We start from the raw sequence: 12408 nt of genomic DNA, 5'->3' as shown, positions 1-12408 counted from the left end.
TTTGCCTGCGGGGTCACTCCTCGACGAGGAAGGGTCACTCGTCGACGAGGCTGGTGCTGTCGGAGAACTGCGAGAGACGGAAGATCACGAACTCCGCCGGCTTCACCGGGGCGACGCCGATCTCGCAGACGACCTGGCCGAGGTCGATGGACTCCTGCGGGTTGTTGTCCCGGTCGCACTTCACGTAGAAGGCCTCTTCCGCCGTCCGCCCGAAGAGCGCGCCCCGGCGCCATTCCTCGGTGAGGAACGCGGTGACGTTGCGCCGGATGCTCGACCAGAGGCGGTCGTCGTTCGGCTCGAAGACCACCCACTGGGTGCCCAGGAGGATGGACTCCTCCAGGTAGTTGAAGAGGCGGCGCACGTTGAGGTAGCGCCAGGCCGGGTCGGACGCGAGCGTCCGTGCGCCCCAGATGCGGATGCCCCGGCCGGGGAAGGCGCGGACGCAGTTGACGCCGATCGGGTTGAGCAGGTCCTGCTCGCCCTTGCTCAGGCGGAGTTCCAGGTCCAGCGCGCCGCGGATGACCTCGTTGGCGGGCGCCTTGTGCACGCCGCGCTCGGCGTCGCTGCGCGCCCAGACACCGGCGACGTGGCCGCTCGGCGGAATCAGGGTCTGCTGCCCGGTCGCCGGGTCGAGGACCTTGAGCCACGGGTAGTACACGGTGGCGTAGCGCGAGTCGTACCCGGCGTCGTCGTTGCGCCAGGTGCGCACGCGCTGGGCGTTCATCCCCGGCGGGGTGTCCAGGACGGCGACCCGGTCGCCCATCTGCTCGCAGTGCGCGATGACGGCCAGCTGTACGGCCCTGACGCCCTCGTCGTCGATGTCGCCGCGACGGTGGGCGCTCATCAGGTCGGGGACGGCGACCATGGTGATCTCGTCGATCGCCTCAAGGGCCGCGATGCCCGTACGGGCCGACGCGTCGCCGACGTACTCGGTCGGGCCGGTCCGGGCGGTGGTGCCCGCGTCGGGGGCGGCCGGCGCGAGGGACAGGCTCTGCTTCTCGGGGCGGGTCTGCGCCGCACCGGGCTGCTCGGTGACCTCGATGAGCTTGGACTGACGGGCCTGGGTGACCAGGTAGCCCTTGACGTTCTTGCGTACGGAGGTGTCGTACGTCTCCGCGACCTTGCCGCCCTGGCGCACCAGCAGGCGGAACCGGTCCTCCGGAGGGTTCTCGCCCTCGGGGTCGGCGACCTCGATGGAGAGGCCGTCACCGGCGCCCGGCCGTGCGGAGACGAGGAAGCCGCCGATGGCGACGGACGGGGCGGCCGCCGGCGCGGAGCCCTGCGGTGCGTCCTCGGCCGGACCGCCGATGCGCACGATGTAGGCCGCGCCGCCGCCGTTGCTGAAGTAGCCGTGGACGGCGAGCGTCAGGTACGTGTCGGGGGTGAACGTACCGAAGGACGCTACGTACTGGTCCCAGCTGGTCACCAGCGTCGGACGGTGGAAGGGCCCGGTCTCCGCGAACCCGACGAAGGCTGCGACCGCGGTGCCGACTCCCTCGATGGGCCGCGCTCCGGACTGCACCTCCTCCACGTATACACCTGGGGTGAGGTACGACGGCATGCTCGCTCCTTCGGGTGGTCAGTCGTTCGCCTGTCCAGTCTTGCCCGGGGATGTCTGCGCTTGGTAGGCCCCGGAGTCCCGGCCACGGGGCAGGGCGACTGCCTTCCCAGGCACCCCGGGGGCACAGCGGGGCCCTCCCGCGACGGCCGCCACAACGGCCTCGGCCGCCGCAGCCGCCGTATCGACGGCGGGCGGCGGCGGCGCGGTGGCAGCGGGGCGGTGCCGCGGCGGCCGGCACCGCCGCGGCACCGCACAAGGGTTTAGTTTCAGCCAGAAACTAAGGGGTCCGTCCGCCCGCACCGGCCGGAATCCCACGGTCGCCGCAGATACCCCGGGATCCCGATCCGCTCCACTGAGCGGGAACGTTCACAGTCCGAGCGGATCCGCCCGCCGACAAAAGACCGGGAATCACCCGCGACATACCGGTATTCACCGGTCGACGGCCGCGCCGACGATTCGGTTCCGCCCCCGAACGGAGTGTGAAGAAGCACACCCTGATGGAGGGTCATGTGACGGTTATCGCTGGCCGCAGCGCCTTTTGTTCACGTTCCCGGAACGGGCGGGCAGGAATCCGGCGCTATCGTTCCTACGGTGCGATATCGCTCAGCACGCCACTGACATTGAGTACTTGGTGGCACTTGGAGGCCTGCTTACCGGTCGCCGGAGTGCCAGGTTTTGAACAGGTCACGGAAGCGGTGACCTTGGCGTTTTCCTGAATCCGAATGGGGGTGACCCAGTGATAGTCCTGGTTGCGGAACGTCTCCAGAGCGATGGTCGTGATCTTCCGCTCACCGAAGGAGATGGTCAGCACTCCCTCGTCACCCTGGAAGTTCGCCACCACGATGTCGGTGACACCGAAGACCTTCCCGGCAGGGACCTGGTACGTCCCGTCCTGCTTGGCCCCGGCCCCCGTCTGCACGTCGATGGTCTCGGAGCTCTGCTGGGCGTTCAACTCGCCGACGCCGCCCGTCGATCCGGAGCCGCCCGTGCCGGCACCGCCGGAACCGCCCGCCCCCGCCGTGGCGCCCTGGCCCTTCTCCTGGCCCTGCGCGCCGGCCGTGGCCTCGCCGCCGGTACCGCCGGTCGCCGCACCGCCCTGCGGCCGCTCCCGGTTCTCCTCCTGGGCCGCCTTGGTGCCGGCCTCCTTCGCGGTGCTGCGGATCTCCGGCCGCACCAGCGCGAACCACGCCACCAGCAGGGCGATCAGCGCCGCGAGGACGATCAGCAGCCACTTGGGAAGCAGCGGAAGCTGCGCGAACTCGCCCGGCAGCGGCTCCGCCCTGCCGGGCTGCTCGACCTCGCTGTCGGCCCCTTCGCTGTCCACGGCCCGGACCTCGAACGGCCAGGTGGCCGGAGCTCCGAACCAGATCAGCTTCCGGGCCCGGACCCGCAGGCCCACCTCGGCCGACTCGCCCGGCAGCAGGCTCCGGCGTTCCGGCGTGAAGGCGAGGCGGAGTTCCTCCCCCTCCTGCTTCCCGGAGAACACGACGTCGACGGGGGTGTTGCCCCGGTTCTGCACGGAGGTACGGAAGCGGGCGCCCAGCCAGCCCCTGCGGCGGCCCGGCTCCAGCCTCGCCCGCAGTTCGCGGAACGGCTCGACGATCACCGTCGCCTCGGGCACGGCCACCGACTCGGGGTGCTCCGCCGGCAGGACACGTACGCCCAGGGGGACCTCGCCCGCCTTGACCTCGTGGGACCGGGGCGGCGCGAGGCGCACCGTCACGGTCTCGGAAGTGCCGGGGTAGAGGGAGACCCGCTGCGGATCCACCGTGGTCCATGCCGCACAGTCACCGACCACTTCGAGGGTGTACGCCTCGACGATATCGCCGTCGTTACGGACGGTCAGCGTGGTCGTCGCTTCGGCGCCGGGCGACACCGTCACCGTGGGCATGTCGAATTCGGCAGATGTGGTCACCCTGCGAAGTTAGGCCGCGCGACGGTCCTGTCAGCAGAGGCGGGAGGGCAATGTGCGGGCAGGACCGCTGCCCTGACGGCCCATCTGCTCCCCGCCCCGGGGACCCGCCCCAGGGCCAGGTCTCCCTGCTCTGTCACAGAACGGGCGAGGACGAGGTCTGACGTATCGGGTACCGACGGAAGCGGCTGAGAAGGACGAATAGATGACCATGACCACGACTGATGTGACCAATACAGGGACGGCGGGCAGCCGCAGCCATGGACCGTCCACGCCCGGACTCCCCGCGCAGCGCTCCCCGGCCGTGCACCCCGGAGGCGCCCCGGGGGGCAGGATCTCCGTGGCGGTGTACGCGGAGGACCTGATCCTGCAGACCGGGGTGGTGCACCAGCTGCGCATGCGTCCGGAGATAGAGCTGATACCGGAGGAGGAGGTCGACCGCGCCCAGGTCTCCTTGGTCGTGGTCGACGTGGTGAACGACGCCACCATCCAGCTCCTGCACCGCCTCCAGCGCAACACCTCCACCCGCACCGGTCTCGTCGTCGGCTTCTTCGAGGCCGGGGCGCTCCAGACCCTGATCGAGTACGGCGTCGCCGCCGTACTGAGGCGCGGGGAGGCCGACCAGGACCGCCTCGCCCACCTGGTCACGGCGATCGCGAAGGGCGAAGGAGTGCTGCCGGGCGACCTGCTCGGGAAGCTCCTCGACCACGTCAGCAGCCTGCACCGCACGGTGCTGGACCCCCGGGGGCTCTCCCTCTCCACCCTCACGGCGCGGGAGGCGGAGATGATCAGGCTGGTGTCGGAGGGGTACGGCACCGCGGAGATCGCGCAGAAGACGTCGTACTCCGAACGGACCGTCAAGAACGTGCTGCACGAGGTGGCGACACGGCTCGATCTGCGCAACCGGGCCCACGCGGTGGGCTACGCCATGCGGCACGGTCTCATCTGAGCCGCCCGTCGCCGGCGGGCAGGCGGTCTCCCGCACCGACGGGCCCGCGGGGGCAACGGCCGTTGCCCCCGCAGTGTCCGGACGCCGCTCGGCCGCTCCGCGATCACCGGGGTGCGGGTACCTGACCGGGCGCGGACGGGCCGCCGTCCGGTGCCGGGCAGCCGCAAAGGGCATCAGGTCTTCCCCCGCTCCGGGTACTCCGGGCCCTGTCCCCCTTCCCCGGCGGGCCCGATGCTTGACGTGGAGAACCATCGACCAGACTGTGAGGTGGACCGTGGGCGGTCCTGCTGTCCCGGCACGCCGTAGGCGAGTGCGCCGGCTGAGCGGTGTCGTGGTGTTGCTGACTCCGCTGCTGGTGGCGGGCTCCGTGTCCGCCCCGCAGGGCGCGACGCAGGCGGTCGCCGCCGTGGCCGACGCGCCGGCGGACACCGGACGGATCGCCTTCGCCGGCACCGGGCACCGCAGCCTCGGGGAACGTACCTCCGTGACGACCAGCAAGGACCTGTTCGGCGCCGGCGCGGTGCACTACGACCAGGACTCCTACGGGCGCGGCGGGACCCTGGTCTTCACGAGCCTCCGCGACGAGGCGAAGCCCCAGGTGTACGTGCGCCATGCGGACGGAACCGTACTCGGGCTGACCACCGGCCGTGACGCCGCGCACCCCGAACTGTCCTACGACGGGCGGACCGTGGTCTTCGACTCGGCCGAACCGGGGGCCGGGCAGACGTCTCAGCGGGACCTCTGGTCGATCGGCGTCGACGGAAAGGGGCTGCGCCGGCTGACGAACACACCCGCCGACGAGACCCACCCCACGCTCTCCGCGGACGGCACCCGGATCGCGTACGCGAGCGACGGCGGCCCGGAACAGGGCACGCAGGTGTACGAACGGCTCCTGGCCGGCGGGGATGTGACCTGCGTCAGCGACCCCGCCGAGGGGGACGCGAGCGAGCCGGAGTGGAACCCGGTGAACGACGGCGACCACCGGGACCTCCTCATCTACACCCTGCACCAGGAGCCCGAGTCGGACACCGACACCGGCGACCGGCTGCGGGTCACCACCGGTCCGGGCACCGGCCGCCCCCTGCTGACCGGGAACTTCGCCGGCTGGGGCACCCGCTCGGCCGCCTGGCTCCCGAGCGGGAACGGTCTCGTCTTCCTCAGCCCCAACACGGACTGCGGATGCTCCACCTACGAGCACGTGTACCGGGCCGACACCCTCACCGACCCGGTACCGGTGATGAAGCTCGACGAGGACCGGGACGTGGACGCACCGTCCGTGCTCGGTGACGTGGACTCCTGGGAGGTGATCGTCACCCACAGGACCACCGTGGAGGGAGACCTCGTCACCCTCCAGGACATGCGGCAGGACGGGTCGGACCCCCGCGACCTCAGGCTCGACGTGCTGCGCGAGGATCCGCGGGCCCGTACCAACACCAGTGAGAACCCCGCCGACGATCCGCTGTTCCACCCGGCGGCCGGCTACGACCCCTGGACCGAGCGGCAGACGTACACGCCCGACGGCCGGCACATCGCCGTGACCCGCTTCGCGACCGTCGGCGGCCAACGGGTCCAGCGGATCTGGATGGCCACCACCGAAGGCACGGACCCGGTGGAGATGAAGCTGGACGGGCAGGGCCCCCAGGACTGGGACACCGACCCCTCCTTCTCCCCGGACGGCACCAAGCTGGCCTTCACCCGGACCTCTCCGGGTGGTGTGGGTGACGCGGCCGGACCGAGCAAGGTGCTCGTCGCCGACGTCGCCACGGGGAAGATCCTCGGCGAAGTGGTCCCGCCCGCCGGAGAGGTCACGGGCGCCGACGCCCAGCCCGCCTGGTCGTCGGACGGCACCATGCTCGCCTTCACCCGCAACCAGGTGATCCGCGGCCTCGGCGGGATCAAGCACGTCTGGACCGCCCCGGTGAACGCGCTCCACCTGCAGGAGGACCTCAGCACCACCGGCTGCCCCGGCGAGTGCAAGGTGATCGACGACAGCCCCGCCTTCTCCCCCGACGGCAGGTCCATCGCCTTCAACCGGAAGGACCGCGCCGACCAGATCAACCAGCGGGCCAGCGTCGTCGTCACCTCGCCGGGCGGCGCCGGCTGCCGGGTCGTGCTGCCCTCCTCGCGTCGCAACGACCCCACGGCGTGCGGCGCGGCGATCCCCGACGTCTCGGCGACCGGGCCCTACCAGCCGCGTGACGTGGCCTGGTCGGCCGACGCGAAGCGGCTGGTGCTGAGCTCCCGCCGGGACATCGCGCCGAACTCCCCCGAGCAGCTGTCCGAACTCGACCTCGCCACGGGCACCCTGACCCCGTTGACCGCGGAACTGCCGGGCCGCCAGAAGGAGCCCGCCTTCCAGCAGCAGGTCGACCTCGCGACGACCGCGCCGCCCGTCGGCCCGTCGGTGGAGGCCGGTGACTCGGTGACGACGACGGTCACCGTCACCAACCACGGTCCGGCCCCCTCCCCCGGCACCACGTTCGTCGCGGACGTACCGCCGGGCGTACGCCTGGAGGAGCTCAGCACCGACTCCGGTTCCTGCGGGGCCGGTTCGCCGAGCTGCGACCTGGGCGTGCTCGCGCCGGGCGCCACGGTGAAGATCACCGCACGGCTGACGGGCGTCACGACGGGGCCCTGGCAGATCGGCTGGTCGGTCACCGGAGCCGTCGTCGACCCGAACCCCACGGACAACGCCACCGGGACGTCCGTCGAGGTCAGGGACGTCCCCCCGTCACCCAGCCCGTCACCCTCGGCACCTGCCCCGCCGGCCCCCGCTCCCCCGCCCCCCGCACAGCCGCCCGCCCCGCTGCCGCCCGAGCCCGAGGCAGGACCGGGAGTCGTCGTGCGGGCCCAGCCCAGCCCCGGATACGTGGGCGGGCGGGTCGTGGTGACGTACACCGTGCGCAACGGGAAGAACGCGCTCGCCACCGGCCTGCGGCTGCGGCTCGGACTGCCCGCCGGGATCCCGGTGGCCACCCTCCCGGCAGGCTGCGCGGCCGGGGTGTGCGCACTGCCCGACCTGACGCCGGGAGCCTCCTCGGTGCTGCGCGTGGTGCTCGCCCCGGACCACGCCCTGCGGACGAACGTCACCGGGACGCTGACCACGAGCGGCACCGACGCGGACCGCGGTGACAACGTCTCCCGGATTCCGCTGCGCATCCTCCAGCCTCGCATCGTCTCGGTACCCGAGGTCGGCAAGCCGGGATTCGTCACCTCGGTGCGCGGCAAGAACTTCCCGCCCGGCGTGCCGGTGAAGCTCACCTGGAAGCCCGGGATCACCGCGACCGCGCCGCCGGCCCGGCCGGGCGGTGACGGCACCTTCATCGCACAGCTGCTGATCCTGGTGAAGGACCGGACGGGGCCGCGCACGATCACCGCGTCGGGGCCGGGGTTCAGCCCCGTCACCACCGACTTCCTGGTGGTGTCCGGCACCATCGTCCCGCCGGACGAGGTGGGACGCCGGTGATCCACGAAGTCGACGAGGGCCTGCGCCTGCTGCTGGTCGACGCCGGCCTCCAGGAGAGCGGCGTGGAGCTGGTCTTCGACGCCCCGACGCGGGACTGGTCCGCGCGGCGCAACGCTCCCACGGTCAGCGTCTTCCTCTACGGCATCCGCGAGGACGCGACCAGGCGCCGTACCGGCACGACCGAGGAGTTCGACGGCGAAGGTGTGGTCACGGGGCGGCGGACACCTCCGCGCTGGTTCGAACTGACCTATCTGCTGACCGCGTGGACCAACCGCCCGCAGGACGAACACCGGCTGCTCTCCGAGGTGTTGAGCTGCCTGATCCGCACGGACGTGCTGCCCGACCGGATGCTCACGGGCAGCCTGGCCACGCTCGGACTCCCGGTGGAGGTCGAGGCGGCGTCCGCCGGGTCCGGCGACCGGCCGTCGACCGTGGACGTGTGGTCCGCACTCGGCGGCGAACTGAAGGCCGCGATCGACCTGCGGGTGTGGGCACCGCTGGCCGGCGAGGTGACGGCCGTCGGACCGCCGGTCACCGAGGGCCTGCTGGTGCGGACGGTGCCCGAGCGTGACGGCGGGGCGACGGAGCCGGGGCGCCGGCTGCGCTACGACGGTGCGTCGGACCCCGCCGGGCAGGGCTTCGCCGCGGAACGTGAACGCGGGCTTCCGCCGGGCCGGCGCAGGCGTGGAGGTCCGGCCCGGTGACCACGGCGTACGAGACCCGGGGGGAGCTCCGGGAACCGGGCGGCACCCTGCCGACGGACCTGGAGGACCTCTGGGCACGGCTGGGGCACATCGAACGGCGGGTGCGGCACGCGGTCGCGCTGCGCCAGGACACCGACCCGCAGCCGGACGATCCGTTCCGGGGGCAATACCTCACCCCCGCCGCGGCCGAGCGGATCCTGGACTCCCGCGACGCGTTCCTCCCGGTGCCCGTCCCGGCGCCGGCGGACGGGCCCGACGGCACGGCCGGCTCACCGGCCGGGGGCCGGATCGCCGCGCTCGCGGAGCGCTTCGGGCTGGTCGCGCCGGACGTCGACCTCCTGCTGGTCGCGATGGCACCGGACATCGACGCACGGTTCGAGCGGCTGTACGGCTATCTCAACGACGACCTCACCCGGCGCCGCGCCACGATCGACCTGGCCCTCGAACTCTGCGGACTGCCCGCCGCGGGCTCCGGCCGCTTCCGCTTCTCGCCGTCCGCCCCCCTGGTCGCGTCGGGTCTCGTGGAGGTGCTGGAGGCCGACCGTCCCCTGCTTTCACGGGTGTTGCGCGTACCGGACCGGGTCACCGCCCATCTGCTCGGCGACGACGAGGTGGACGGAAGGCTGCACGGCCTGGTGCGGGTGGCCGGACCGGAAGAGGGCGGGGCGCAGGAGCCGGACCGGTGCCGGACGACCGAGCGGGTCGCTGCGGCGCTGGGCACCGGAAGTGGTCTGGTGCATCTGCTGGACCGCGGCGGCGACCCCGGCCGGCTCGCGGCCGACGCGCTTCTCGCGGTCGGACTCCGCCCGCTCGTGGTGGACGCCGCGGCCCTGGCCGCGGCCCCGGAGCCGGTGCGGACCGCGCGGATCCTGGCGACCGAGGCACGGCTGAGCGGGGGCGGTCTCGTCCTCGGACCTCTGGAGACGCTCACCCCCGAGCAGCCCAAGGGCGCCGGTGTGATCGAAGGCCTCTGCGAGGCGGTCGGCGGCGGCTCCCCGCTGGTCATGTACGGGAAGAAGCACTGGGACCCGTTGTGGGCCGGCGAGAGCCCCGTGACGATCCCCGTCCTGCCTCCGGACCCGGCGGACGCGGCCCGCAGGTGGCAGCGGGAGCTCACCGCGGCGGGCTCCCCGGCCGGCCTCGCCGCCGGGACGGCGACGGCCGAGGCGCGCCTCGCCGACGCCACCCGCGCCTACCGGCTCGACTCGGGCCAGATACGCAGGGCCGCCGCCGTCGCCTCCCGGCTGGCCGCGCTGGAGGGCCGCCCGGTGGAGGCCCAGGACCTGCGGACCGCCGTCCGGGCCCAGAACGGGGCGGGACTCGCACGGCTCGCCCGCCGCATCGAGCCCACCGTCGGCTGGGACGACCTCGTGCTGCCCCCGGCGACCCGCCACCAGCTGTCCGACCTGGCGCTGCGCGCACGCCACCGGGAGCAGGTGCTCGGCCGGTGGCGGATGCGGCCGGGCGGTGGCCGGGGCCGGGGCATCGTCGCGCTGTTCGCCGGGGAGTCCGGCACCGGCAAGACCATGTCGGCCGAGGTCGTCGCGGCCGACCTGGGCATGGAGCTCTACGTCGTGGACCTGTCCTCCGTGGTCGACAAGTACGTCGGCGAGACCGAGAAGAACCTGGAGAGGATCTTCGTCGAGGCGTCCGACGTCAACGCGGTGCTGCTGTTCGACGAGGCGGACGCCGTCTTCGGGAAGCGCTCGCAGGTCAAGGACGCGCAGGACCGGCACGCCAACGTGGAGTCGGCCTACCTGCTCCAGCGGATCGAGTCCTTCGACGGCATCGCCGTGCTCACCACCAACCTGCGGGCCAACCTCGACGAGGCGTTCACCCGCCGGCTCGACGTGGTCGCCGACTTCCCCGTACCGGACGCGGAGCAGCGCCTCGCCCTGTGGGAACGCTGCCTGGGCACGGAGATCCCCCGCGCCCCCGATCTGGACCTGCGGACCTGTGCGGACCGGTTCGAGCTGACGGGCGGGTCCATCCGCGCCTGCGCGGTCACCGCCGCGTACCAGGCGGCGGAGTCGGGCCGTCCCCTGGAAACGCAGCAGCTCGTCTCGGCGGTCCTCGCCGAGTACCGCAAACTCGGACGGCTGGTCCTGGACAGCGACTTCGGCCCGTGGCTGGAGCGCACCCGGCGGTAGGAGGCGCCCCGGCGTCCCGCCGCCGGGGTCCGCGGCCACGGACCCCGGACCGGCTCACCCGCGTCCGTATCATCTGTTGCATGACTGCCGAACCCTCGCGATCCGCCGGCCGTATGCGCGCCTCCGACGCCGACCGCGAAGCGGTGGTGGAACAGCTGCGGGAGGCGGCGGCCGAGGGGCGCATCGATCTCGAAGAACTGGACGAGCGCCTGGGACTGGCGCTGACGGCCAAGACCCACGCCGAACTCGCGCCGCTCACCGATGATCTGGGGCCGGTGGTGCTCGAATCGGGCGAGCCGCTGACCCTGAAGGGCGGCATACACGGTGCCACCCGTACGGGCCGCTGGAAGGTGCCGCCGCGGATCGTCGCGTACGGGGGCCTGGGCGGCGTACGCCTCGACTTCACGCAGGCCGAGTGCCGGCTGCGCGAGATCGAGGTGGTCGTGGACTCGCAGATGGCCGGAGTCGTGTTCGTGGTCCCGGCGGGCTGGAAGGCGGAGACGGACGCGCTGGATCCGGGCTTCGGCGGCCTGAAGGACAAGACCACGGGCGAACGGCTGCCCGGCACGCCGGTGCTCCGCATCTCGGGCACGTGCGGCGCGGGAGGCGTGGTCATCCGCCACGCGAACCTCCGGGAACGGCGCAGGCAGCGCAAGGAGTCGTCGCGCTGACCACCGCCCCCTGCCCCGTCCTGCCTACACGGGCCGGACGGTGAGGAGCTGCTCGGCCCGGCCGACGGGTCCGTTGACGTCGTGCAGGACGGTGCTGGTGATGCCCTGGCCGGTGGGGCCGAAGACGACCGTCGTGTCGAGCCCCGTCCAGCGGCCCTCGGGCCGGCGGTGCAGGTGGAGGGTCAGGTCGACGTTGGGGAACATCCAGGCGGTGGGCTGCTCGCGTGCGGCGATGCCGTTGGCCGTGTCGACGAGCGCGACGTAGGACGCGAGCGGGCCGACGGGTTCGCCCGCGACGAGGCCGAGCGGTGTGGAGACCCAGGCGGTCGTACGGCCGGGCCTGGGCGTCCCGACCGGGCGGACGTCGATCGAGGCGATGTAGCCGCCCGGCCAGAGCTCCCCCATGGCCCAGGGAGCGAGTGCCTCGGGAGGAGTGAGCCGGCCGGCCTCCCCGCCGGCGACGGCGCCGGTGTCGCCGGCGGCCAGGCACCAGGCCCTGGCCCGTACGACGGGACGGTCGCCTATGAGGGCGACGGCTTCGACCAGTTCGATGGTGCGGCCGGGCCGGACGGTCTCGACCCGGATCTCGCACGTGTCGAGGGCGAGCCGGCCCAGGATGTCGAAGCTGATCCGGGACAGCACGAGTGCGTCTCCCGGCCGGTCGGCCAGGTGCCGCTCGATGGCGTGGGTGATGAGACCGCCGAGCGGGCTGAAGTGCACCTCGTCCGGGCTCCACGCCCCGCTCGCATGGGCGGTGGGCTTGAAGCAGTGCTCGTCGATGCGCTCGTAGTAGCTGCCGGTGTCCATGGTGCTTCCCTCGCGGCTGTTCGGATCAGGGAACACCAGCGTGACACCGCACGGATCCCGGCCGCCGCCGGGGTCCGGACAGAGCCCGTCCCGCCGGACCGGCCACGCACGGCAGAACCCGTCCCGCCGGACCGGTGGTCCCGGCACAACCCGTCCCGCCGGACCGGCCCCGCACGGCGGCACCCGTT

Annotated in this window: 8 protein-coding genes; 5 read left to right on the top strand and 3 right to left on the bottom strand. The window is 72.7% G+C overall.

Annotated features, from left to right (window positions below; translation table 11 throughout):
• Window positions 1-34: 34 nt before the first annotated feature.
• The gene (locus ACGFZA_RS00275) at window positions 35-1561 is read right to left on the bottom strand and encodes a phage tail sheath family protein (protein ID WP_385275145.1); all 1527 of its coding nucleotides are present in this window, start codon (window positions 1559-1561) and stop codon (window positions 35-37) included.
• 586 nt (window positions 1562-2147) lie between these two features.
• Entirely contained in the window at window positions 2148-3452 is a 1305-nt protein-coding gene (locus ACGFZA_RS00270; protein WP_393677573.1) for a hydrolytic protein, read from the bottom strand.
• A gap of 232 nt (window positions 3453-3684) precedes the next feature.
• On the opposite strand from ACGFZA_RS00270, the gene ACGFZA_RS00265 reads away from it, so the two are divergent.
• From ACGFZA_RS00265 to ACGFZA_RS00245, 5 genes are all read left to right on the top strand, one after another.
• Window positions 3685-4422, top strand: coding sequence for a response regulator transcription factor (locus ACGFZA_RS00265; protein WP_385275250.1), 738 nt, complete (start codon window positions 3685-3687; stop codon window positions 4420-4422).
• 334 nt (window positions 4423-4756) lie between these two features.
• Complete coding sequence (locus tag ACGFZA_RS00260) at window positions 4757-7888, top strand: hypothetical protein (protein ID WP_393677571.1); 3132 nt, start codon at window positions 4757-4759, stop codon at window positions 7886-7888.
• Window positions 7885-8592, top strand: a complete 708-nt coding sequence (locus ACGFZA_RS00255; RefSeq protein WP_385275148.1) for a DUF4255 domain-containing protein — start codon at window positions 7885-7887, stop codon at window positions 8590-8592. Before ACGFZA_RS00260 ends, ACGFZA_RS00255 begins: the two co-directional genes overlap by 4 nt.
• Window positions 8589-10742, top strand: a complete 2154-nt coding sequence (locus ACGFZA_RS00250; protein ID WP_393676169.1) for an ATP-binding protein — start codon at window positions 8589-8591, stop codon at window positions 10740-10742. The genes ACGFZA_RS00255 and ACGFZA_RS00250 overlap by 4 nt, the downstream gene beginning before the upstream one ends.
• An 80-nt stretch (window positions 10743-10822) precedes the next feature.
• Complete coding sequence (locus ACGFZA_RS00245; protein ID WP_385275154.1) at window positions 10823-11413, top strand: DUF1707 domain-containing protein; 591 nt, start codon at window positions 10823-10825, stop codon at window positions 11411-11413.
• A 24-nt stretch (window positions 11414-11437) separates the two neighbouring features.
• Here the strand turns inward: ACGFZA_RS00245 and ACGFZA_RS00240 are convergent, their stop codons facing one another.
• Window positions 11438-12220 carry a thioesterase family protein gene (locus tag ACGFZA_RS00240; RefSeq protein WP_385275157.1) on the bottom strand — a complete coding sequence of 261 codons (783 nt, stop codon included), beginning with the start codon at window positions 12218-12220 and terminating at the stop codon, window positions 11438-11440.
• Window positions 12221-12408: the final 188 nt, after the last annotated feature.

Source organism: Streptomyces sp. NPDC048211 (assembly GCF_043202315.1).
Lineage (GTDB): Bacteria > Actinomycetota > Actinomycetes > Streptomycetales > Streptomycetaceae > Streptomyces.
Note: the sequence above shows the minus strand (reverse complement) of the source record. Positions and strands in the feature narration are given on the sequence as shown.

Bases quoted from the DNA above. Each gene is read 5' to 3' on its own strand.
- ACGFZA_RS00240 (WP_385275157.1), bottom strand. From the start codon at position 12,220: ATGGACACCGGCAGCTACTACGAGCGCATCGACGAGCACTGCTTCAAG.
- ACGFZA_RS00275 (WP_385275145.1), bottom strand. From the start codon at position 1,561: ATGCCGTCGTACCTCACCCCAGGTGTATACGTGGAGGAGGTGCAGTCC.
- ACGFZA_RS00270 (WP_393677573.1), bottom strand. From the start codon at position 3,452: ATGCCCACGGTGACGGTGTCGCCCGGCGCCGAAGCGACGACCACGCTG.
- ACGFZA_RS00245 (WP_385275154.1), top strand. From the start codon at position 10,823: ATGACTGCCGAACCCTCGCGATCCGCCGGCCGTATGCGCGCCTCCGAC.
- ACGFZA_RS00265 (WP_385275250.1), top strand. From the start codon at position 3,685: ATGACCACGACTGATGTGACCAATACAGGGACGGCGGGCAGCCGCAGC.